General features: G+C 40.0%; 17 protein-coding genes. 6 read left to right on the top strand and 11 right to left on the bottom strand.

Annotated features, from left to right (window positions below):
• Position 1 precedes the first annotated feature (1 nt).
• A complete protein-coding gene (locus tag SJY45_RS11675) occupies positions 2–1,651 on the top strand; it encodes a solute:sodium symporter family transporter (RefSeq protein WP_400070874.1) in 1,650 nt (549 codons plus the stop codon).
• On the opposite strand, the gene SJY45_RS11670 is transcribed toward SJY45_RS11675, so the two are convergent.
• Together SJY45_RS11670 and SJY45_RS11665 are read right to left on the bottom strand one after the other, a co-directional pair.
• A complete protein-coding gene (locus tag SJY45_RS11670; RefSeq protein WP_289037323.1) occupies positions 1,648–2,481 on the bottom strand; it encodes a phosphatase PAP2 family protein in 834 nt (277 codons plus the stop codon). The genes SJY45_RS11675 and SJY45_RS11670 overlap by 4 nt on opposite strands.
• Before the next feature lie 165 nt (positions 2,482–2,646).
• Complete coding sequence (locus SJY45_RS11665; protein WP_215437466.1) at positions 2,647–3,549, bottom strand: histone deacetylase; 903 nt, start codon at positions 3,547–3,549, stop codon at positions 2,647–2,649.
• A 542-nt stretch (positions 3,550–4,091) separates the two neighbouring features.
• On the opposite strand from SJY45_RS11665, the gene SJY45_RS11660 reads away from it, so the two are divergent.
• Complete coding sequence (locus tag SJY45_RS11660) at positions 4,092–4,715, top strand: HPP family protein (protein WP_215437468.1); 624 nt, start codon at positions 4,092–4,094, stop codon at positions 4,713–4,715.
• 29 nt (positions 4,716–4,744) lie between these two features.
• On the opposite strand, the gene SJY45_RS11655 is transcribed toward SJY45_RS11660, so the two are convergent.
• A complete protein-coding gene (locus SJY45_RS11655) occupies positions 4,745–6,871 on the bottom strand; it encodes a Tex family protein (protein ID WP_400070871.1) in 2,127 nt (708 codons plus the stop codon).
• A 62-nt stretch (positions 6,872–6,933) separates the two neighbouring features.
• Entirely contained in the window at positions 6,934–9,012 is a 2,079-nt protein-coding gene (gene metG, locus SJY45_RS11650; protein WP_400070869.1) for a methionine--tRNA ligase, read from the bottom strand.
• Positions 9,013–9,202: 190 nt separating this feature from the next.
• Between metG and SJY45_RS11645 the strand changes: the two genes are divergently transcribed.
• Positions 9,203–9,376 (top strand): hypothetical protein, encoded by a 174-nt coding sequence (locus SJY45_RS11645; RefSeq protein WP_400070867.1) that lies wholly within the window; start codon positions 9,203–9,205, stop codon positions 9,374–9,376.
• Between the two features lie 83 nt (positions 9,377–9,459).
• On the opposite strand, the gene SJY45_RS11640 is transcribed toward SJY45_RS11645, so the two are convergent.
• Together SJY45_RS11640 and SJY45_RS11635 are read right to left on the bottom strand one after the other, a co-directional pair.
• Complete coding sequence (locus SJY45_RS11640; protein WP_400070865.1) at positions 9,460–11,172, bottom strand: DUF1501 domain-containing protein; 1,713 nt, start codon at positions 11,170–11,172, stop codon at positions 9,460–9,462.
• A gap of 10 nt (positions 11,173–11,182) precedes the next feature.
• Positions 11,183–12,676, bottom strand: coding sequence for a DUF1800 family protein (locus SJY45_RS11635; protein WP_400070863.1), 1,494 nt, complete (start codon positions 12,674–12,676; stop codon positions 11,183–11,185).
• 195 nt (positions 12,677–12,871) lie between these two features.
• On the opposite strand from SJY45_RS11635, the gene SJY45_RS11630 reads away from it, so the two are divergent.
• Both SJY45_RS11630 and SJY45_RS11625 read left to right on the top strand, forming a co-directional pair.
• Entirely contained in the window at positions 12,872–13,231 is a 360-nt protein-coding gene (locus tag SJY45_RS11630) for a YraN family protein (protein ID WP_400070861.1), read from the top strand.
• A 150-nt stretch (positions 13,232–13,381) separates the two neighbouring features.
• On the top strand, positions 13,382–14,041 hold the full coding sequence (locus SJY45_RS11625; RefSeq protein ID WP_215437488.1) for an aspartate kinase: 660 nt from the start codon (positions 13,382–13,384) through the stop codon (positions 14,039–14,041).
• Between the two features lie 5 nt (positions 14,042–14,046).
• Here the strand turns inward: SJY45_RS11625 and SJY45_RS11620 are convergent, their stop codons facing one another.
• The 4 genes from SJY45_RS11620 to mfd form a co-directional block, all read right to left on the bottom strand.
• A complete protein-coding gene (locus tag SJY45_RS11620) occupies positions 14,047–15,366 on the bottom strand; it encodes a TlpA family protein disulfide reductase (RefSeq protein ID WP_400070859.1) in 1,320 nt (439 codons plus the stop codon).
• A 54-nt stretch (positions 15,367–15,420) separates the two neighbouring features.
• Positions 15,421–17,346: a CocE/NonD family hydrolase gene (locus tag SJY45_RS11615; RefSeq protein WP_400070857.1), complete on the bottom strand. Its 1,926-nt coding sequence runs from the start codon at positions 17,344–17,346 to the stop codon at positions 15,421–15,423.
• Positions 17,347–17,396: 50 nt separating this feature from the next.
• Complete coding sequence (locus tag SJY45_RS11610; protein WP_400070855.1) at positions 17,397–18,695, bottom strand: acetylxylan esterase; 1,299 nt, start codon at positions 18,693–18,695, stop codon at positions 17,397–17,399.
• A gap of 81 nt (positions 18,696–18,776) precedes the next feature.
• Entirely contained in the window at positions 18,777–22,169 is a 3,393-nt protein-coding gene (gene mfd, locus SJY45_RS11605) for a transcription-repair coupling factor (RefSeq protein ID WP_400070853.1), read from the bottom strand.
• Between the two features lie 302 nt (positions 22,170–22,471).
• On the opposite strand from mfd, the gene SJY45_RS11600 reads away from it, so the two are divergent.
• Complete coding sequence (locus SJY45_RS11600) at positions 22,472–23,821, top strand: dihydrolipoyl dehydrogenase family protein (protein WP_400070851.1); 1,350 nt, start codon at positions 22,472–22,474, stop codon at positions 23,819–23,821.
• Positions 23,822–23,825: 4 nt separating this feature from the next.
• On the opposite strand, the gene SJY45_RS11595 is transcribed toward SJY45_RS11600, so the two are convergent.
• Positions 23,826–24,626 carry a tryptophan-rich sensory protein gene (locus tag SJY45_RS11595; protein WP_400070849.1) on the bottom strand — a complete coding sequence of 267 codons (801 nt, stop codon included), beginning with the start codon at positions 24,624–24,626 and terminating at the stop codon, positions 23,826–23,828.
• Between the last annotated feature and the right edge of the window lie 85 nt (positions 24,627–24,711).

Genomic DNA, 24,711 nt, shown 5'->3' with positions numbered 1-24,711 from the left:
CATGCTCTCAATTGTATCTTTTGTAGGTTTTACACTCTTAGTAGCGTTCATTGCTTGGTACGCTACAAGAAGCACTAATGAAAAATCTGCCGATGGGTACTTTTTGGCAGGTAGAAGCTTAGGGGCAATTACTATTGCCGGTTCTTTGCTTTTGACCAATCTTTCCGCAGAACAGATTGTAGGGCTTAATGGACAAGCGTTTACCGAAGGTGTATTGGTGATGGCATGGGAGACTTTGGCGGCAATTGCTATGATTATAACAGCTGTGTTCCTGCTTCCCAGGTACATGAGGGGCGGTATAACCACTATTCCACAATTTGTTGAGGATAGGTTCGATCACGGTACAAAAGCTATTCTCACGGCTTTATTTTTATCAGGTTACGTTATTGTAGTAATTCCCTCGGTATTGTATTCAGGTTCGTTGGCGTTTAGTACAATGTTCGATTTGCCTAGTCTTCTTGGACTTTCAAGTACGGTTACCTTGTGGATTTGTGTTTGGAGTATTGGTATCATCGGTATTATATATGCAATTTTCGGAGGATTAAAAGCGGTTGCGGTTTCTGACCTTATCAACTCTATAGGGCTTTTGATAGGTGGTCTTCTCATTCCTGTTTTTGGATTAATGGCTATTGGCGATGGAAGTATTTCTGAGGGATTGAGTATGCTTTGGAAAAGTCACCCTGAAAAATTTAATGTAAAGGGAGATGTGGATGCTTCCATTCCTTTTGGGACCATTTTTACGGGAATGATGCTCGTGCAGATGTTTTATTGGGGCACCAACCAAGTAATTTTGCAACGTGTTTTTGGGGCTAAAAATTTAAAGGAAGGTCAAAAAGGGGTTATACTTGCTGCTTTAGTAAAGTTTTTAATACCCATAATTGTGGTTCTTCCAGGTATTATCGCATGGCATATTTTTGAGGGGAATCTTGATAATCCGGACCAAGCCTATCCAAAACTGGTTGCTACGGTCCTTCCCGCTGCATTTACTGGTCTCTTTGCCGCAGTGCTATTTGGTGCAATTCTCAGCTCCTTCAATAGCCTTTTGAACAGTAGTGCCACCTTGTTCGGGTTTGATTTGTATCGTCAATATTTTAAGAAAGATGCCACAGAGATACAAACCGTAAAAGCTGGTAAAACATTTGGTCTTGTTCTGGGTATTTTGGGTATGTGCGTAGCGCCATTGATTGCCAATGCGCCTCAAGGACTTTTCGCCTGGTTGCAAGAAGCGAACGGTTGTTATAGCATTCCTATTTTAACGGTCATCGTAATAGGTTTCTTTACCAAACGGGTTCCGGCCATAGCGGCTAAAATAGGGGTGATTTCAGGCGTTGTTTTGTATTCTATAAGCCAGTTTGTTATTAAGCCTTATTATGTGGATAGCGCATTAGCGGAAGCAGCACAGAACGGAATAACCGATGCCAAAGCGTTGAGTGTGATACAAGCGGAAGCTTATCCGCACTTTTTACATGTCATGGCCATTTTGTTCGTCTTGAACATTATAATTATGCTGGTAATTGGTAAACTTTATCCAAGGGAAACGGATTACAAACCAATGACTACCGATGCTGTAAGTGTTGAACCTTGGAAATACGCCTTCGTTGTAGGGGCGGCCATAACGGTCTTGGTTCTTAGTACGTATTTAATATTTTAAAACTGAAGAACCACTCCTAAAGTTCCGGGGCCAAAATTAAGGTTCCAGCTCATTTTCTTGGCCTGGTCATTGTATTTTTCGTTGTATTTTCTATCTAGGTAACGGTCTATAGATTCTACCGTGGCTACACTGATTGCTACAGCAAATACAAAATCGCTTAGCCAATGTTGGCCATCCCAAATTCTAGAAATGCCTGGTACGGCTCCTAGTGTATAAATACCTGCTTTTACCCACGGACTTTTAAATTGCTTTCCAATCGCATACGCGTTTGTAAAGGCCAATAAGGCGTGTCCTGAGGGGAAAGAATGATAGTTTCTGTTCGAGTTGAAGGGGTCAAAAGTGTCCTTTCCCTTTTCGGCTACCGGCCGCGCCCGTCCTACCGCAGATTTTAATACTTGCTGTAAAAAACCGGCCGAGGTGGCCGATGATATTAAGAGTACTCCGGTACGACGTAATTTTTCGTTTTTTGTTATCAATCCAGCTAAATAAACCCCGGAGGTTGCCAGGTAATTGTTCTCGGGGCTTCCGTAAAGTTCCCCGTATTCCCTAATAATATGGGGTACGCTTTCTTTTTGTCTTTGTATAAATTGAGAAGTGTCATCATCCAAAAGGTAAACGGCACCTGTACCTGCTACTACACCGCCAAATTGCGCCCATTGTTGCCCTTTCCAGTGAAAAGGTCTGGAGTAGGAGTAACCCACGCCTTTAAACATGTTTACAAAATCATACTTGAACATATCCCACCGTTTTTCAGGTACAGGAACAATTGAGTCCTGGGCATAGGAACCCATCGTAAAGATGGTAAGGAATAAGGCTAAGGTCTTTTTCATAATAATTGCAAAACTAGACGTATTCTTTAAAGTTTCAGCCTTTGAAAATGAAAAAATGATAGGATTGTGCGGTTTGGCTGTATTTAGAGGTTACTTTCAGTTAATTTACAAAATAAATGGATAGTAAGAGTATTGCCGGGAATCATAAATAATTGAGCCTAAACTTTAAAAATAGATTTCCTGAGCTAGGCGAAAAGTATTGGCGTGAGCCTCTACAATAGTTTTGATGTCCGGGGAATAACCACCACCCATGCTGCATTGTACGGGTATTTGCAAATGATGGCAAATTTCCAATACTAGAGAATCCCGTTTTTTGCATCCTTCCATACTTAGGGCCAATGTTCCCAATTTGTCCGAGCCTATAACATCTACACCGCAGAGATAAAAAATAAAATCAGGTCTTTCTTTAGAAATAAGTTTGGGTAAGTTTTCCTTTAAGATTAACAGATAATCATTATCATTCGTGTTTTTGGGTAAGGCGATATCTAAATCCGAATTTTCTTTTTTGAAAGGATAATTGCTTTCTCCGTGCATAGAAAACGTAAAAACCGAGGTGTCGTTCTGAAAAATCTCGGCAGTACCGTTACCTTGGTGTACGTCCAAATCAATAATGAGTATTTTTTTTGCCAATTTTTCCTGCTGTAGATATCTTGCCCCAATAGCCTGGTCATTCAGCATACAAAAAGCTTCACCGTGATCGGAATAGGCATGGTGGGTTCCGCCCGCAATGTTCATCGCTATACCGTTTTCTAAGGCATATAAACAACCTTTCATTGTGCCGTCTGCAATGATGCGTTCACGCTCTACCAAATCTTCCGTAAGAGGAAACCCAATTTTTCTTGCCTGTCTAGGTGGAATTTTAATGTTGAGTAAATCATAGAAATATTCAGGGTCGTGAACGGCTACAATGTATTTGTCATTGGGTATTTCCGGTTCAAAAAAGTTCTCTGGTGTGCAGGTACCTTCGTGTAGCAGTTGCTTGGGAAGCAATTCATATTTAAGCATTGGAAAACGGTGCCCTTCTGGTAAGGAATGTCTGTAAATAGGATGGTGCGCTATTTTTAGCATACCACAAATATAGCTATAAGCTTTTCAGGAACTAGAAAATGGATAGTTGATAAAATGGAAGGTGGACGGTTGGTTACGCTACTTTTTTAAGAAGGTCAAAGCACGGACATTTGCCACATCTTTTGCTTTCGTTCTTTTTGTACTTTTTACAGCACTTGCTTTTAAGTTTAGTGTCGCAAGATAGAACCTTCTCCAGACGTTGTTGAAGCAACTCTGGTTTTGCCTTTTTTTTGTCTTTCTTCTTAGACGATTTCTTTTTCTTTGACACCCGCTTAAATTCTAAATATGGGCAAATGTAACTATTTTAAATAAATCTAAATAAGATTGAAAAGTTAAAATTCATACTCCAAGTTCAAAAAACATCAAATTTTAATGTGTTGAGATTAAGTGTATTATTTCTGAATAGTTGTCTTTTGAATTTAACCCTATAAAAAAGATAGGATAAATAGAGTTTTATTTTTGTTTGTGTTTTTCGTTCCTATATCTTTGCCGGTTCTTAGTGGAATTGAAAAGAAATTGAATTGTAAAAAGAAGCATTTGCAATGAAAACAGGAAGTGAACTAAGTAGAAAAATTAACCGCAGGGCACGTATTTCAAAATATGTAATCTATAAAGAAACCTTAGTAGATTTTAAAGAGCAATTTTGGTCTTTTCTTGGTGCGTTTATGGGTATTGGTCTTATTGCCCTTTTGCAGTCTTTTTACCTGCCTAAACTAGAAAATGTACTCTTGATCGGTTCTTTTGGTGCCTCTAGCGTATTGATTTACGGAGCTATTGAAAGTCCGTTGGCGCAGCCTCGTAATTTTATTGGAGGGCAATTGTTATCTGCATTCATTGGTGTTACGGTGTACAAGCTTTTGCCAGATGTAATTTGGTTAACTGCACCATTGGCCGTTGCTACCTCTATTGTAGTTATGCAGGTAACTAAAACTTTGCATCCGCCAGGTGGTGCCACGGCTCTAATTGCTGTCATAGGTACTGCAAAAATTAAATCCTTGGGTTATTTTTATGTAGTTTCACCTGTTTTAATGGGTACGGTAATTCTCTTTGTTACAGCCCTTGTTTTTAATAACATTACAAAACATAGAAGATACCCTGCAAACGGCAGGCTGGCACATGCCATAAAGAAATTAGCTCATAAAAGAAACAAGCCTTATGCTACGTAAAAATGTGCTACTTGTCTTTTAGAACGTCCCTACTTTTTATGTAATTTAAGTTGAATACGCTTGCGCGGAACATCAACCTGTAGCACTTTAACAATGATTTGTTGTTGTAGGCTAACATGTTCGTTAACATCCTTAACAAAGGTATCCGCTAGGTTGGATACGTGAATGAGTCCACTTTCTTTTATGCCTATATCTACAAAACAGCCAAAATTGGTAATGTTATTGACAATACCCGGTAACAATTGACCTTCCCTTAAATCCGTAATGGACTTTATGTTTTGGTCAAAGGTAAAGACCCTAGCTTTCTCCCGACGGTCAAGTCCTGGTTTTTCAAGCTCGTCTACAATATCCTTTAGTGTGGGTAAACCTATGGTTTCAGTACAATAGGACTCTAGCTTTATACTTTGCAAAACGCTGCTGTTTCCTATCAATTGGGTAACAGGAATACCTTTATCCTTAGCTATTTTGGTAACAATACTATAACTTTCCGGGTGTACGGCAGAATCGTCCAAAGGATTTTTGGCATCTTTTATCCTGAGAAAAGCAGCTCCTTGTTCAAAAGCCTTACCTCCTAAGCGAGGTACTTTTTTAATTTCCGTTCTACTTTTAAAAGCTCCGTTTTCGTTTCTATAGTTTACAATGTTTTCGGCCAATTTTGGTCCAATACCGGATACATAACTAAGAAGAGGAACACTAGCGGTATTAATATTTACACCAACCGAATTTACGCAACTCTCCACCACACTATCCAGAGAAGTTTGTAATTTACCTTGGTCCACATCATGTTGATACTGGCCCACACCAATAGATTTTGCATCTATTTTCACAAGTTCTGCCAATGGATCTGCCAGTCGTCTTCCTATGGATACGGAACCTCTAACGGTAACATCGTAATTTGGGAATTCTTCTCGCGCAATTTTTGAGGCCGAATAAATAGATGCACCAGCTTCACTAACCACGAAGACTTCAATCGGGTTTTTAAAATGGATGCGCTTCACCAGTTGTTCCGTTTCACGGGAAGCGGTTCCGTTACCAATTGCAATGGCTTCAATTTTATAGGCGTCACAGAGCGAACTTATTTTTTTTATAGCTTCTGTGCTTTTGTTTTGAGGGGCATGCGGATAGATAGTCTCATTATGTTCTAAATCGCCTTGAGCACTCAAACAAACCACTTTGCAACCGGTTCTAAAACCAGGGTCTATTGCTAAAATCCGTTTTTCTCCCAAAGGAGCCCCTAATAACAATTGTTTTAGGTTTTTAGAAAATACGCTAATGGCACCGTCATCTGCTTTCTCCTTTGCATTTTTAAGTATCTCGTTTGATAAAGAAGGGTAGAGTAGGCGTTTGTACGCGTCAGCAACGGCCATTTCAATTTGAGGCGTACACGAATTGTTGGATTTTATAACCCGGTCTTCAATACGTCTGAGCATTTGATCCGAATCAATTTCAATTTTAATACGTATAAAGCCTTCGTTTTCGGCACGCAAAATAGCCAATAAGCGATGCGATGGACATCGTTTTAAAGCTTCGCTCCAATCAAAATAATCACGGAATTTCTGGGCTTTTTCGTCATCCTTTTTGGTTGAGATAACCTTTGTGACAATCAGGGCGCTACGCTCTAACTGATTTCTTACCAGATTACGAACAGATATGCGTTCATTGATCCATTCCGAAATAATGTGTCTGGCTCCTTCCAAAGCTTCATCTGCATTGGCAACTTCACTATTGGTGTATTGATCCGCAGCCGATTCTATATCACCATGGTTTTGGGCCATTATGATTTTCGCCAAAGGCTCTAGTCCGTTTCTACGAGCGGTTTCAGCTTTGGTCTTTCGCTTTTTCTTAAAAGGGAGGTAGAGGTCTTCTAGGGAAACAAGGTCATCGGTCTGTTCAATCTTATACCGGAGTTCGTCCGTTAGCCCACTTTGTTCCTCAATGGCCTTTAGAATAGCGGTTTTTCGCTTTTCAAGTGCTTCAAATTGGGTTTTGAACTGCACTATATTTCCAATCTCAACCTCGTCTAGATTGCCCGTTTTTTCTTTTCTATATCTAGAAATAAAAGGTACGGTACAGTCTTCATTAAGAAGTTCTACAGTATTCTCAATACTCTTTTGCGGGAGTTGAGTGTGCTTGGATATATAGGAAATGAGTTGCATAGGCCCTTAGTAACCAATGTTTAAATAGTTAGTGCAATGTAAAATCAAGAGTGGAAAAAGTTCTAACTTATTCCTTCCCCATTACCAACACCCTCTTCATCTGGGTTTACAAAAACCAATTTGCCCTCTTCGTTTTCGGTCATAAGAATCATACCTTCACTTTCAACACCGCGCAATGCACGTGGTGCCAAGTTGATGAGAACGGTTACTTTTTTACCAACAATTTCTTCTGGCGTAAAACTCTCCGCAATACCGGAAACAATAGTTCTGGTATCTAAACCGGTATCTACTTTTAATACCAACAACTTTTTGGCTTTTGGCATTTTTTCTGCCTCTACAATGGTGCCAACGCGCATGTCTAATTTTGTAAAGTCGTCAAAAGTAATGGTGTCTTTTTGTGGCATAAGTTCTTTGTTCGCGTTTTCGTTTGCTTTTTTAGTAGCTTCCAGTTTGTCTAACTGAGCTTGTATTTCGCTATCTTCTATTTTTCTAAAAAGTAGCTCGGCTTTATTTATTTTATGGTCGGCAGGGAGTAATGTTTCTTTGGTTGAAACTTCTGCCCAGGAAGAAACGGCTTCCTCTGAATTAACGGCTAATATATTTTTAAGTTTTTCTGAAGTAAAGGGTAAAAATGGTTCACTTAATACGGATAGGCCCGTGGCAATCTGAAGTGCTACGAACATAATCGTTTTTACACGCTCCTCATCTTGCTTAATTACTTTCCACGGTTCTTCATCCGCCAGGTACTTATTTCCTAGGCGTGCCAGGTTCATCAATTCTTGGCCGGCTTCCCTAAAACGGTACCGCTCAATTGAACTGGAAATAATTTCAGGGTATTTTTGAAGCTGTTCTAAAGTTTCTTTGTCTACATCCGTAAATCCGGAAGGTGATGGAACAATGCCTTCATAATATTTATTGGTCAAGACCACTACACGGTTAATAAAGTTTCCAAAAATGGCAACCAACTCATTGTTGTTCCTGGCTTGGAAATCTTTCCATGTAAAATCGTTATCCTTGGTTTCGGGAGCATTCGCGGTCAAAGTATACCGAAGTACATCCTGCATATCAGGGAATTCCTCTAAATATTCATGCAACCATACCGCCCAGTTCTTGGAAGTAGAAAGTTTGTTACCTTCTAAATTCAGGAATTCGTTGGCAGGAACATTTTCAGGTAAAATATAACCGCCGTGGGCTTTTAGAATAGCAGGGAATATAATACAGTGAAAAACGATATTGTCCTTTCCTATAAAATGAACCAGTTTGGTGTTTTCATCTTTCCAGTATGGCTCCCAGTCTTTACCTTCTCGTTCTGCCCATTCTTTAGTAGAGGAAATGTAGCCTATGGGCGCATCAAACCAAACGTAAAGCACTTTGCCCTCACCACCTTCAACAGGTACGGGAATGCCCCAATCCAAATCTCTGGTTACAGCACGTGGTTTTAATCCGTCATCTATCCAACTTTTACATTGTCCGTATACATTGGGTTTCCAATCGGATTTATGGCCTTCCAATATCCACTCTTTCAAGAAGTCTTCATAACGGTCCAACGGTAAGAACCAGTGTTTGGTTTCTTTGGTGGTAGGTACGGTACCGGTAATGGTAGATTTTGGATTGATAAGATCGGTTGCATTCAAAGTAGAACCGCAATTTTCACATTGGTCTCCATAAGCTTCTTCATGCCCACACTTAGGGCAAGTGCCCACTACAAAGCGGTCTGCCAAAAACTGTTTTGCCTCTTCATCATAAAGTTGAGCGGTGGTTTCTTCAATAAAACCTTCTTGCTCGTATAGCTTTACAAAAAAGTCGGAGGCTGTTTTATGATGAATTTCCCTAGAGGTACGCGAATAATTATCAAAAGTAACCCCAAAATCTTCAAACGATTTACGGATGATACCATCATACTTGTCAATGACCTCTTTTGGTGTAATACCTTCTTTTTTCGCTTTCATAGAGATAGCTACACCGTGCTCGTCACTACCGCAAACAAAGGCAACATCGTTTCCGTTTAAACGTAAGTAACGTGCATAAATATCTGCGGGCACATAAACACCTGCCAAATGACCAATATGTATTGGGCCATTTGTATAAGGCAAAGCGGCTGTAATTGTATATCTCTCTGGTTGTGTTAGCTTCTGGGCCATTGATTATGAATTAGGGTGCAAAAGTACTGATTTTGCACTGCATTACACAAGTGGAATGTGGAATGAAAATAGTGAGGTTAAAAACAATGATTTTAGGCAGGAGTGATGTAGCTGTGCGGTTTGCCGAAGATGTATACTAATTTCCGTTCTATTTGGTTTTATTAATAAGCATTAACCTAAACTATTAACTATGAGTACAATTAACCCCCAGAATTTAAAGAACCTAGAAAAAATTAAAAAGAGTATTGAATCGATAAAAAGTGAAGTGGATACTGAGGACGTAACCCGTCTGTACAAAAACAAAGCTTCCCGCATCTCAAAAGAACTATCTTTCAAGACCAAGAATAAATCTAAGCTTACTTGATAAAAATACATTGGATATAAGAAACCTTCGCGAATGGGAAATTCATAGCGAAGGTTTTTTTTATAAGCTGAATTTGGTAATGGTTATGCTACCATAACCGATTTACTCATTTTATGTTGCTGCACTTGAATGCGGTAAATATATTTGCCTGCGGCCAAATGCCCGGGAATGTTTTCTTTAATGTTTATCTCATTTACTCCCTCGGACATAATAGCGTTGCTAATGGTTCCTACTTTTTGTCCAATAATATTAAAAAGCTGGATGTCTACATGTGCCGTAACGGGCATTTCTAGGTAGATATGCGGCGTGTTTTCCGAAGGATAGAACGGTTTATGGACTATGGCATTTAATTCTTCCCTATTAGGAATTACCGGTTTGTCCGTTAATCCACCATCCGGAGATGTTGGTATGGTTGGTTCCCCATCGCTATATACAATGTCCGGAAAATCCGTGCCGCTACAATTAAATCCTAGATTTACCGGAGCATAGGTATGCCCCAATAAATGTTGTTCTACTAACGGTATAGGCACACAGAGCCATTCTGCCAAAACCGTGGCATATAGGTCTCTAAAATCCATAGTGTATTCCAAGTTACCTCTTCCATCCGGATTGTCTAGCGTAGGGTGCTCGCCAACAAAGGCACTGCCCTGTAGACCGGGACCAAAGAAAAGTGTTGGTGCGGCCTTGCCATGGTCGGTACCATTGGAGCCATTTTCAAAAATACGCCTTCCAAACTCGGAGAAGGTCATACTAAGAACGTTATCATCCTGTTCCGTATAAGCCAAATCTTCATAAAAATTGTCAATGGCAATAGATAGGGTGCTCATTAGGCGTTCGTGGGCTAAAGGTTGATTACCGTGTGTGTCAAAACCACCCATGGAAATCATATAGACCTTTGTACCTAAATTTCCTTTTATCAATCTAGCTAAAAGGGCCAACTGCCTAGCAAAGCTGTTTTTCTGATATTCCACTTGGTTTTGGCCTCGTGACCAAGCGTCATGTATTACACCTGAATATTCATATGTGGTATTGGCAACACCTCTCAAAAATTTCAATTGGTCTCCATACATACAGTCGTTAAATAGTTCCTGCTCAAGACCGTAGCGAACACCAGATTCTGCGATCTCTTCTAGTTGTTCCACATTTGAAGTAACAAACGCATAGTTGGTTTCGTCTCCTTGAAAAACCAAACTGCCAAACTGACCAATTTGGATGGCCGCCGGAGCGGGTGGGGGAGAAATTAGATAATCTGGGAAGCATTCCTCAAAATGCCTTCCCATCCAACCTGTATTTAGTCCGCTAAAACCTGTTGAGGTTAAATCGGTATTTGCAAAAACATCGGATCCCGTAAAATGAGATAGACTCTGGCCTTCGTAGCCTACACCATGAACCGCCTTAAACTGACCTTTTCCCCACATGGGTTCTAAAGATTTCATATAGGAAGGGACACCAAATTCATCTGTAAGTTTTAAAACCTTACTTTCTGGAATATAGATATTTGGCCTTGCGTTGGCGTACGAATCAAATTGTTCAATTGGAATAACCGTGCTAAGGCCGTCGTTACCACCGGAAAGCCTAATCAAGATTAAAATTTTATCGGTTTCCGCATTTGCTATGGCCGATGTTAACGGTGATGGCGCAGAAGCGGTAAGCAAGTTACTGCCCAGCATCATTGAACCTGAACCGGCAATGCCCAATGCTTGTAAAAATGAACGTCTGCTCCAAGTTTTATGTTCTTGGTCATGACCGTCGTGTTCTATGCCTTTATGGGGATGATTATGATGATTGTCGCACATAGTAGTAGGTTTACTTTAGTTGAAATTCAGGTTGTCTGGCTAAATATTGTAAGAGTAGATATACTTGGCTTGGTCCTTCCATTGCCGTGGCCAAAGTCCAAGTTGGTGTGCTTCCTCCCTCATAATATTGCGGTTGGATGTCACTTCTAAAAATAGTGTATGCCTTTTCGTATTCAGATTCGTTCAACAGGCCTTTTGGAAGAACAAAATCTATAATTGGTCTGGCTACAATATCAGGGTTGTTACTGGTGAGTCCGTCATTACCGGATATGGAGAGCCCCAAGGCTCTGAACTGCTCATCATCGGCATTAAAAAAGTCTTCCAAAATAGTTTCTATGGTCAACCACCGGCCAATCATAAAATTGGTGTTGATCCAAGAACGGTTTCGTTGCCAACCGGCCACATCAAAGGGGTCAAACATACGCTGACTAAGGAGTCCGCTATAGTTTATAAGACTGGCTAGAACCGTATCATCATAATTAAAACTACTTTCTTTTAGTAAGTTGAAATAAAAATCAAAAGGACTTTTAATAATTACCCCGATAGCTTCATCGTCAAAGAAGTGTTGACTTTTGAATAATTGGGAAAGTACCGGAGCAATTTCAAAATCATTGGCAATAAATGTTGTTGCCATGCCGGAAATTATAGTCTGGGCGTTACCTGCACTGTCCTGTGAGTCCGGGTGCACGAAAAACTCGTATAATTTTCTGCATATAAATTCCGCTATTTCATTAGGCCGTTGTTCAAATAGGATATCAATAACATCGTCGTATCCCCAATTGCCCGCCTGTCCAAAAATCGTTTTGCTGTCGGCATCATGGCGTTCCGCATCAAAAGTTACCTTTTCACAACCCAATTCACCACGTTCTACGTAACCGGAGAGGGCGCGTGCGGTTTCTATAATATCTTCTTCGGTATAATTGTTTCCTTCTCCAAGGGTAAAAAGCTCATAAAGTTCACGGGCATAGTTTTCATTGGGGTTGTAGCCGTTGTTGTAAACTCCATCTAAATAATAGAGCATGGCATCCGTAAGCCCAATTTCACTCACGAACGTTTTAAAATTGCCAAGGGCATTACGTTGCAAACAGTTTACGTAGTAATATAGATAAGGGGTGCATTCATAAATATCCAACTCGGTAACAAAATGGTTGCTCCAAAAGAAGCTCATACGATCACGCAGGTTGTTGTTCAGTAAGTCTTTGGCATAGGCCAAACTAAAATCTGTTTCCTGGGTTCGTTTTAACTGATTTCTTTGGGTGTCGTCTTCTGGATAGTTACTACCGTTCCAATCTGCCCATTCGGGAGCTGGAATAAGTGCTGCGCTTTGCGCTTGGTTCATTAGGGAGTTTACTATGGTCTCTGCTGTAGAACCAACGGCTTGGTCAATGGTCTCTGTAGAGGCACTAAAACCGAGTCTTCTGTACAGATGAGCCGCCCTATTTCTGTCTAAGGGAGTTGTATACGGTGCCAATGGCGCCGTATTACAGTTAACAAAATATTCCATAATTTTCGTAGGCTTTAAAGAACCGTTTCATGTGTTTGGGGCTAGTTCTTAACGCACAAAGATTTTGGATAGTATGTCTTTTCTGGTATTTTCGATGTACTGTTGTTTCATTTACGAGCGCAATCCAATTTTTGATGTTGTTTTACGCGACTTTTCGACGAATGACACGTTTTATTAAGATTTACAGGTGGTTTTATGGGAAAACATAATGAATTTGGCAAAGAAGGGGAGAAATTGGCTGCCGACTTTCTGCTTGAGAACGGATATGATATCCTCTATAAAAATTATTGTTATTTAAAAGCGGAAATTGATATAATAGCCCAAAAGGAAAATGTATTGGCCATAGTTGAGGTGCGTGCCCGTAGTAACGACCAAATTATACCAATAGCGGAAACGATAACCCCTAAAAAAATAAAGCTGCTTGTTGCCGCTGCGGATAACTACATTGTTGAAAATGACCTAGATGTAGAAGTTCGTTTTGATGTAATTACCATTTTAAAGAACAGTAAAATCTTTAAAATTGAACATTTGGAAAGTGCTTTTTACCATTTTTAATGTTTTTCCAAAATCTAAAACCATGGGATACTTCCCATTTTTAGGGCAAAAACTGGGGTTGCAAAAATTTTAAGAAAGAAGATTACAACACAATTTGTTTTATTTATAACAATATGTTATTTTTGCTCAGCAACCAATACTTGTGAACCCATGAAAACGATTTCTTCCGTAGTGGAACAGTACATTAAAAAGAAGCCTTTCTTGCAAAGTGCGTTGGCACAGGGCATCATAAATTTAACGTCACTTTCAAGGATTGTAAAACCCGAAATTGAAAATGAGTTAGGAAAAGACATTCGCAACGGAGCGATTGTTATGGCCTTAAAACGTTTATCGGATGATTTAGAGTTTAGGGCAACCCACAAAATCATAAAGGTTTTAAAAAATATTGGTGAGATTACGGTGCGTTCTTCGCTCACCGATTTTACATTTTTGGTCTCTGAGTCCATTCTTGAGAACCAGACCCAACTGTTAGAAGAGGTAAATAAGAACAAAGATGTATTTTACACGTCTTCGCGTGGTGTAAATGAACTGAATATTGTAGTAAGTAATAGTCTGGATGGTACGGTAGAGGAGCTTTTTAAGAATGAAAAGTGTACTCAAAAGGCCAAGAACCTGTCATCTATAACAGTAAAGCTTCCTGCTGAGAACGTATCCGTTCCTGGAATTTATTACTTTATCTTTCAGCGCTTAGCTTGGGAGGGAATAGTACTATATGAAGTAATATCCACAACAAACGAATTTACTATCCTAGTAGATGACAAGCAGGTAGATGTAGCTTTCAAGACCATAAAAGACTTAAAAACCCTTTAAAAGGGTTATTTTTTTAGTAGTTCTACTACATCTTTATCGCTCTCTGGTTTAGCAATAATGCGCTTATCAGAATCCAACAAGAAATATGTGGGAGTATGGCTTATGTCATACAGTCTTGCATATTTGCTTTCCCATCTGCCTAGGGCAATGACATGTTCAAAATTTGGTAGTTTGGCAGATTCAGGTGTCCATGTAGTAGTATCGTCTTCCAAACCTACGGCAATAACCTTTATGGTTTTGTACTGTTTTAGTTCTTTATGAAGTTGGGGAAGCTCTTTTAAACAGTGCGAGCAGGTGCTGCTCCAGAAAACCAGTAGATACTTTTCTGTTCCTTCAATAGTGCTTAATTTCTTTTGGACATTGCCCGTGGTCCATTCCAATTCCGGTGCTTTCGCGCCAATTCGCAAGCGGTGCTGAGCAGCTAGGGTCTGAGCTTTATTGGGGTCACTGCAAGCGGGGATAAGAGACTCTAAATAGTTGTTGTAAACAAAATCCGTAGTTTCGTGTAGCCCACCATTGGAACTCATTTTCCATATGTTATAGAATACATCAAACTTATAGGCATCAGCAACTGGGGCCAATTGGGTGTTCACTTTTTTAATATTGGCCTGGATTGCTTTTTCCGTTTCTGCGGCAGACAATTGTTTTGCAGGTAAGGCCGTAAATACGTAGTTTTTGAGTTTATCGGTTAAAAAATCAGAAGCTTGTAGAATTTTGTTGTCTACTTTTAGGTAATCAAAATAATGCTCTTTTTTATGGGCTATATATTCCTGAACGGTTTCAAACTGAGAGGGAACGTAAGGTTTATTGGCTTTAATAAAGTGCTCTACCATTAGATTTTTGGCCTGCTCTTCATAGGCTTCTTGGGTGGCAGTTAGTTGCTCCGTGCATTCCTTGAATTCTTTCTTATCGGATTTTCCTTCCACATAAAAATCTACCAACTCTTCTACTAATGAGCCAATTGCTCGGAAGTAGGAGTCCATGATTTTATTTTCTTTTGAAGAAATGAAGGAAACGCCCTGGTTTTCATCAAAAGCTAGTTCTATATTTTCTTGGCCATTGTAAATGACATCAAAATAAAACTCGTCTTGAGGAACCGCATAAACCAAGCGGTACATGCCCGGACTGGCGTTTTCAGGTATTTGCAATGTGAACTTACCATCTTTAATAGACGTATTTGCAATAAAGGACTGTGAGCCCGGTTTTAGCTTATAAGCCAATAAATACTTGTATTTGCTGGCAGGTGTAAAAGTTCCGGAAATGCTATGTTGTGCCTGTGCAAAAAACGCAAAAAGCAGCGTAAATACGACTAGAATTTTTTTCATGATATAAATGCTCCAAAAATGATACCACAAAAGTATCAGTTTTGGAGCGATACCCTAGTCTTTTATTGGATTTTCGTTCGCAGTACGAAACGGTTCAGGTGCGCAACAATCCTGCGTACCGCCTACTTCTACTGACGAGGAGCCAAATACTTTAATAGTAGACTTAATAAAATCATCTTCATTGGCTTTATAAATATTGTCAACGTATTTCTGAGGATTACGGTCTATATAAGGAAACCAAGTACTATGAATCTGAATCATTATACGATGCCCTTTTTTAAACGTGTGCAGTATATCCTGCAATCTAAAGTTAACGTCACTTGGCTCACCAGGTATAAATGGTTCTGGATGCTCAAAGCTATTCCTGAATCTCCCTCTAAAAACTTCTGCACGTACCAGTTGCTGGTAGCCACCCATGATAATGTTATCCGGATTGTGTTCGTAATTTTCATGGTCGTTAGGATAAACATCTATCAGTTTTACTATAAAATCGGCATCCGTACCGGTCATGGCTACTTTAAGCTTAGCCATAATTTCACCTGCCAAAACCCGGTCATCTTCAAGAACATCCGTCTCAAAAGTTAGTACGTCCGGTCTTCTTGAAGCTTGTCTCTGATCATCGGACATATATCTTCTTGGAGTGAATGTCAACCCTTCTATTTGTGATGTGTATGGAACTGGCTTTTTTGGATCGCTAGTGTATTCAAAAACCGCCTTTTTATCAATTGGTTCATTGATGCTTAGCTGTCCGTTTTCACCAAAATAGAGACTAATAGGCTCAATTTCTTTTGGTGGCCAAGTATCAAAAGTCTCCCATTTTTTAGCTCCAGTATCAAACATATAGGCTTCCGGAAGGGTGTCCGGACCATCTTCTTTTAAATGATGTGCAAAGAACTTTCGTTCAATATTTTTTAGATAAAAGGAAGAAATGCTATCACCAAAATAAATGTGGTTGTGTACGGTTTTGCCTTTTTCTCTAGCCCATCCACCATGATCCCAGGGGCCCATTACAATGCTGTTCTTGGCTTTTGGACTAGTGGCTTCAACGGTTTTGTAGATGTTTAAAGGTCCGTAAAGGTCTTCAGCATCAAACCATCCTCCAACGGTCATTACTGCATGATCAATATCCTTTAGGTGAGGAAGGATATTTCTTTTTTGCCAGAATTCATCATAATTGGGGTGTTCAACAATCTGGTTCCAGAAAAAGTTGTCGTGATGATAGTTTTTTGTGATGTTCTTAAGAGGTCCTAATTTCAGATAAAAATCATAGGCATCAGCAGCTGGGTTGCCATACAGACGCATTAATTTATCCATGTACCAAGGGTCTCTGGTAAGGCTGTCTTTTTGATATCCGAACACGGCAAATGCGGCGGTGTAACTTTCTAAATAAGCTCCTTGATGGTGAAAATCATCAAAGAAAAAATCGGCAATTGGGGCTTGGGGAGAAGATGCTTTGAGAGCGGGGTGTGCATCTATCATTCCAGCAGCAGTATAGTGTCCCGGATATGAAATACCATACATACCAACACGGCCATTATTGCCCTTTATTTTCTTTATCATCCAATCAATGGTGTCGTAAGTGTCAGAACTTTCATCAATATCTTTTTTGTTCCTACGATTGTTTCCCGGGATATTAGGGCGCATGTTGTCAAACTCACCATCGGACATATATCTTCCTCTAACATCTTGAAAAGCTAAAATATAACCGTCCTCAATTAAATATCTAGAAGGGTAACTACTGTAGTTGAAGTTTGAATACTGACTGGCATTATAGCATGTGCGGTTGAGTAAAATAGGATAGTCCTTGGATTTATCCTTAGGGGTATAGACCGCCGTAAAAAGCTCAGCTCCGTCACGCATAGGAATGCGGTATTCCTTTAAGTCATAATGCTGTCTAAAGTAAAGTGAATCGGCATTTTGGGCATGTGACGCCAAAGCTCCCGTAAAAATGAAGAGAACTAGTAGAAACCTTATTTTCATAGTAGTGTTTTTTCTGTGTGCTTAAAGATAGGCAATTGCAAGAATTTTGACTAGTCTCTTAACTTTGAAAACAACCATTTGTTTTTGAGTTCATGTTGTTCCGGAAATGTCCAGTGACGGGTTTCCTGAAAAACGTGAAGTTCTTTCTTGGCCGGAATAAGATTGTATGCCGAATAGGTAGAAGCGGGCGGACAAACATTGTCATTGTAGCCCCAACTATACCAACCTTCTGCTTTTACGAAACGTGAAAAATTGGCAACGTCGTAGTACTTTGAAACTTCAATTTTTTCTGATTTGTTCGTAAAGTCATCAACAAATAGCTGTGGCCATCCACCGGCACGGCCATGTAAAAATCCGGTAAGGTCGCTTAATGCTGGGTAGAATGCAGCCAGATAGTCAATACGGTCATCAAGTCCTGCAGTTACTATAGACAAGGCACCTCCTTGGCTTCCTCCGGTAACGGCAATATCCTCGCCATTAAAATTGGATACACTTTCCAGAAAATCTACAGCGCGTATACAGCCAAGGTAAACCCTATGGTAATACGTATTTTCTTTATCGTCTAAATTCATGGTGTTGTAGTTACTTAAAGCTCCGGCTCGTAAGTCATCATACACTTGAGTGTCAAGGTTTACGGGTATACCATGAATACCAATGGTAAAGGTGACAAAACCTAGGGCTGCTTCGTCTACCTCACCATAATAGGGTCGAATACCTGCTCCCGGAACATGCAAAATAGCAGGGTACTTTCCTTCTTTTTTGGGAGTGCAAAGAATACCGTAAATCTTACCTTTTATATTGTCCAATCGTACGTGGTACACGTTCACTTTGTCCGTGCATCGTTCTGGCATTAATGTAAGAACAGCATTCATAGGAATCTTGGCTAGTTCTTCCTTACCCTTGTTCCAAAAGGCTTCAAAATCTGAAGGTAATGTGGTCGTGGCCTTTATTTTTTCTGGAGAAAAGCCGGCAGTGGCGTACGAACTATATTCTTTGCCATCTACCATTACTTTGGCCGTACAGCGCAGAAATCCAGGTTCATTGAATTTATTCGATTTTACTTTTGCAACACCATTTTTCAACTTGAGCTCTCCTTGATTCCATATTTTTACGGAGCGATAACCTGGGTCGGTTTCAACAGTGTAATTTATGGTGATGTTTTTTAGAGGTACGTTGTTTCTTAAGACTGTGATTGAAAACTCGGCCCGTTCACCAACGTTGTAGGTCCAATCCGTATGGTCCGGTGTCACAATCACGTTTACGAGTTCTTTGCTAGGTTGGGCACTGAGGTTAAAGCACAACAAGAGAGTTGCCGCTAGGCTAAAGCAGATTTTTGGTTTCATGGTCATATAAGTTGTTTGGTAAACAAAAGAATTAGGGCCAAAACTCTATAGTTTTAGCCCTAACTAATATAGTTTAATTAAAACATTTTATGAAACCGGCTCAACGATTTCATCAAACGGAGCCATGGCCTTCAATGCTTTTTCTACGGATGTTATTCGCTCAAAGACCAATAAGAGCCTAAGTCCGTTTCTGGTCTGCTTTTCCTTTATTTTACAGTGTTGCGGATGACTTTGCACAAATTGTAAGACTCTGGTGAAAACCGGACTTTGGTAAAAATGCGACTGCTGGTCCGAAATAAAGTAACCGATTAGTTTTCCCTTCTTCATCACTACTTTTTCAATACCAATGCTATTGGCAATCCATTTGATGCGTACGGAATTCAGTAAATCTTCGGCTTCGGTAGGAAGCTCTCCAAAACGGTCTATTAACTGGGCCTCGAATTTTTGTAGGTTCTCTTCGTCCGTAATCTCGTTCAGATCTGTGTAAAGAGTAAGTCTTTCGGTAATATTGTTGATATAATCATCAGGGAAAAGCAATTGGAAATCAGAATCTAGCTGGGTTTCTTTTACAAAAACTTTCTCCTTATGACCTTCTACCTCTTCATACAGGTCTTTAAATTCGTTTTCCTTGAGTTCGTCTATGGCTTCACCCAATATTTTTTGATAGGTTTCAAATCCAATTTCATTGATAAACCCACTTTGTTCACCGCCTAATAGATCGCCGGCACCCCTAATTTCAAGGTCTTTCATGGCAATATTAAAGCCGCTGCCCAACTCCGTAAACTGGGCCAGTGCCTCAATACGTTTTCTGGCTTCTGCGGTCATGGATTCATAAGGAGGAGTGATAAAATAGCAAAATGCCTTTTTATTGCTACGCCCCACACGGCCGCGCATTTGGTGCAGATCGCTCAGTCCAAAATTGTTAGCGTTGTTAATGAAAATGGTATTGGCATTGGTAACGTCCAAGCCACTTTCTATAATGGTGGTGGATACCAGTACATCAAACTCGCCATTCATAAAGGAGAGCATGAGGGCTTCCAATTTTTTTCCGTCCATCTGGCCATGACCAATGCCTACTTTGGCATCGGGCACAAGCCGCTGGATCATACCTGCTACTTCTTTGATATTTTCAATGCGGTTATGGATGAAAAATATTTGCCCGCCGCGTTCTATCTCGTACCGAACGGCATCCCGTATAACTTCTTCCCCAAAACGAATGACCCTACTTTCAATCGGGTAACGGTTGGGCGGGGGTGTTTTTATGACCGAAAGATCACGAGCGGCCATTAAGCTAAATTGTAGCGTCCTAGGAATAGGAGTGGCCGTTAACGTTAGTACATCTACATTTTCTTTAATGGACTTTAATTTGTCTTTGACCGCAACCCCGAATTTTTGTTCCTCATCAACGATAAGGAGCCCTAGGTCTTTGAATTTCACGTTTTTATTCACCAATTGGTGCGTGCCAATGATAATATCTACTTGTCCTGCTTCCAGCTTTTCCAAAGTTTCCCTACGTTCTTTTGTCGTTCTAAAGCGATTCAGGTAATCTACGTTTACGGGCATCTCCTTAAGACGTTCCGCAAAAGTACGATGGTGCTGAAATGCCAATATAGTAGTAGGTACGAGCACGGCAACCTGCTTGCCATTGTCTACCGCTTTAAAGGCCGCACGGATAGCCACTTCGGTTTTTCCAAACCCAACATCACCGCAAATAAGGCGGTCCATGGGTCGCTCACTTTCCATGTCTCTTTTAAAATCTTCAGTAGCCTTGCTTTGGTCCGGGGTGTCTTCGTAAATAAAGGAGGCTTCTAATTCTGTTTGTAAATAGCTGTCAGGGTCATATTGAAAACCTTTTTCCAAGCGTCTTTTGGCATAAATTTTAATAAGGTCAAAAGCAATTTTCTTGACGCGGGTTTTTGTCTTTTGCTTGAGTTTTTTCCAAGCTGCAGACCCTAATTTGTAAATTTTAGGAACGGCTCCGTCCTTCCCATTGAATTTGGATATTTTATGAAGCGAATGAATACTCACATACAGAATATCGCGCTCGCCGTACACTAGTTTTATGGCTTCCTGCTTTTTGCCTTCTACATCAATTTTTTGAAGTCCACCAAATTTCCCTATCCCGTGATCTATATGGGTTACATAATCCCCAATTTCAAGTTTGTTCAGCTCTTTTAGGGTAATGGCCTGCTTCTTTGCATACCCGTTTTTAAGGTTGAATTTATGGTAACGTTCAAAAATCTGATGATCCGTATAACACACCAGTTTTTGGTCATCATCAATAAAACCTTGAAAGATAGGCGTTACAACGGTTTGGTAATGTACCTGCTCATTTACCTCTTCAAAAATGGCCTGAAAACGTTTGGCCTGTTGGTCACTGGCGCAAAAAATATAGTTGGTGTACCCACGTGCTTTATAAGCATTAAGATTTTCAATCAACAAGTCGAATTTCTTGTTGAAAGAAGGTTGCGGGTGGGTGTTGAATTGAACGGTTAAAGCACCACTAATTAATTCGGGGGTTGTAGAAGCTTCGGTGGTCATAAGCCCAAACCCTTTCAACTGTGATTTAAAATTTTCCGAATTCATAAAAAGCGCTTCGGGCTCTAAATGCTTGATGTCTTGCGATAGTTTAGAAAAAGCTTCTATGGCCTTTCCAAAGAAATCATCCAAACGGTCAAAAATATAATCGGTGTTTTTAGCGAATATTATGGTATCCGAAGAAACGTACTCAAGAAAATTTTGTCTTTTCTCCTCTAGAAATTTACTGGCTACGTTAGGAATAACGTTTATCTTTTTCACTTTGCTCGTTGAGAGTTGTGTGTCCACATCAAACGTACGAATGCTATCCACTTCATCACCAAAGAATTCTATACGGTATGGCTCATCATTGGAAAACGAAAAAACATCTACGATTCCACCGCGCACCGAAAATTCTCCAGGTTCCGTAACAAAGTCCACCCTTTTAAACTTGTACTCAAAAAGCACCTCGTTAAGGAAATCCAGTGATAAGGTGTCATTTAATTTTACTTTAAGCGTATTTTTTTCCAGTTCCCGGCGGGTGACAACTTTTTCAAAAAGAGCATCAGGATAGGTGACGATTATGGCCGGCTTTTTTCTGGAGTTGATGCGGTTGAGAACCTCTGCACGCAAGAGCACGTTGGCATTATCGGTTTCTTCTATTTGATAAGGCCTGCGGTAACTTCCAGGATAAAAGAGTACATCTTTATCGCCTATGATCTGTTCTAAATCGTTCAGGTAATAGGCAGCTTCTTCTTTGTCATTGAATATGAGCAGAAAGGGTCTGTTTGTTTTTTGAAACACATCGGAAAAAGTAAATGACAGCGCAGAGCCGGAAAGGCCTTTTAGAATAATAGACTCTGTATTTTTTGCGTTTTCCGTGAATTTTTGGGCGATAGTGTCCTGCAGTTTCTGCGTTTGCGGAGACTGAGAAAACAGTTGTTGAATAGAAGATTGCGTCAACCGTTAGTTTTTTAAGAACTTAAACGGATTTTATGGTACCGGTCCGTTCAAGATGATAATACCTTGACCTGATAATGAACAGGCCTTTTCATTTTAGTGAGTGTAAAGGTAGCGAACTCGTCTCATGTTTTTGTACCCTATTAATCGGTTTTTTGTGTTGTATTGCTATAATTTAATGAGCCTCGTGGTATAGCGTTCACAATTGTAGCGGTAGCATCAATAGGTTTTAGGTAAAAAAGGGAACTTGTTTGACTAATTTAAGGATTGCCGTTTGGTTACGGTTGTGCCAAAAATGGATTCAGATGAAGGAACAAAAATATGATGTATTTGTGATAGGAAGTGGAACTGCCGGTAAGGTGGTTGCAAAAAAATGTGTTGATGCAGGCCTTAGTGTAGCCATGGCCGATAAGCGCGAATATGGCGGAACCTGTGCCAACCGGGGCTGTGACCCAAAAAAAGTGTTGTTGGGTGCCACTGAGGTATTAGAGACCAGCAATCAACTTCTAGGTAAGGGAATTAAAAGCATTCCTGATCTGAGCTGGAAAAAGTTGATGAAGTTTAAAGAAAATTTCACTTCTCCGGTACCCAAGGCTACAGAAGAGGATTTAAAGGGTAGAGGTATCACCTTATATCATCAATCGCCCGAGTTTCTGGATGAACAGACTTTATCCGTTGAGGGAAAAACCATAAAAGCGGACAAGATTGTTATTGCAACAGGGTATGAGCCTAGAAAACTGAATTTTAATGGGAGTAAACATTTAAAGGCAAGTGATGACTTTTTGGGTCAAAAGAAGCTTCCTAAGAACATTACCTTTATCGGAGCGGGGTATGTGGGTATGGAGTTTGCCCATATTGCTGCTAGAGCGGGCGCTAAGGTAACCGTAATAGATTCGGGCAAAAGGCCACTTAAGCCGTTTGATGCGGATTTGGTAAAAGAATTGACCTCCTATTCAAAAGACCTAGGCATCCAATTTATTTTTGGAGCTAAAATTACAGGCGTAAAAAAGGGTTCTAAAAACTACAAAATCGCTTACGATAAAAAAGGAAAATCAGAGATATTAAAAACGCGTTCTGTTTTTAATACGGCCGGTCGTATTCCTGCCATTGCCAAGCTGAAACTAGAAAATGGTAATGTAGCCTTTAGCGATAACGGGATTGAAACAAACGCATATCTACAGAGCAAAACCAACGAAAATGTATATGCTTGTGGAGATGTTGCGGATAAAGGTTTGCCGTTAACACCACTTTCTGGAATAGAAGGAAGTATAGTAGCAGATAATATTATTGAAGGTAACAAGAATGAGTTTGATGTACCGGTTACTCCTTCTGTGGTGTACACGTTACCAAATTTAGCTTCTGTAGGCTATTCCGAAGAGGAGGCAAAGGGAAGGTATAAAAATGTGATTGTAAATTTTGAGTCGGTGCCGGATTGGTTCAATGCCAAACGTGTTAATGCTCCAGTATATGCGTATAAAATTCTTCTGAATCAGCGTACTCAGGAAATTGTTGGTGCTCACCTTATTGGCCCTGAAGTTGGTGAGACTATAAATCTATTTGCTATGGCGATTAACCAAGGTATGACCGCTGATCAAATAAAAAAGACCATATTTACGTATCCATCATGGTCTAACGATATTAAATCCATGGTTTAAGCGCTTAATTATTGTTAAGCCGTTCCTTGAGTTTATGAGCTGGGCTGGTGTCTTTGTTTTTGATGGCATGTATCATTGAAGAAACAAACAGAATTACGGATGCAAAAAGTGCAGAATAGGCAATCAGTTGGTAGTTTTCTTGGTGTCTAACAAATATTGCGATAAAAGCCCAAACGGCGACAAGTGCAAATTCGCGCATGTTCCGTTTCCAAGTGATGGTCAGATTTATCGCCGTGGCAATACCCAGAAGTATGAGTGTCCATACTTTTTCTGAAAATGAACCTCCGCTCCAACCCAATTTCGTTAGATAAGCGGAAATATTAGCAATAGTTGCTACCGCAATCCATCCGCTGTAGATACAGATAGGCCACCAAGTGAAAGTAATAATTTCAATAGGGGCATCCCATCTTTCCATATTCGTATTCAGAATAATTTTAATGAGAGAAAATAGAATTCCAAGCATTATCAAAACCGATAGTCCAGTATAATCGAATACAAAGGCCAGCACCCATGCCGCATTGAGCATGTTGGCGATAAAGAACCAATATTCCGTTTGATTAATAAAGTCACTTTCTTTTTTGCTGAAAAAAGCCCGCTTCACCTGAAAAATAGAATAGCCGATAAGACTTAAAAAGATAATCCCCCAAATGGAAAAAGCATATCCCGCAGGAGTAAAGAGATTATCATATTTGGCACTGATTTCTCCTATCGTAGTTCCATTCAACCGAAATGCTTGAGAAACATAATTGACTAAAATCACTACAATTACCGAAAATAAATTGAGGATGGAGTATGTTTTGGCCATGTTTTTCTGCTTTGGACAAATGTAATCTGCTCAACCTGTTTAAGTGTATCGTATCCCATTTAAAAAGGACTTTTTTAATACGGGC

It is taken from the genome of Zobellia russellii (genome assembly GCF_044597075.1).
Lineage (GTDB): Bacteria > Bacteroidota > Bacteroidia > Flavobacteriales > Flavobacteriaceae > Zobellia > Zobellia russellii.
Note: the sequence above shows the minus strand (reverse complement) of the source record. Positions and strands in the feature narration are given on the sequence as shown.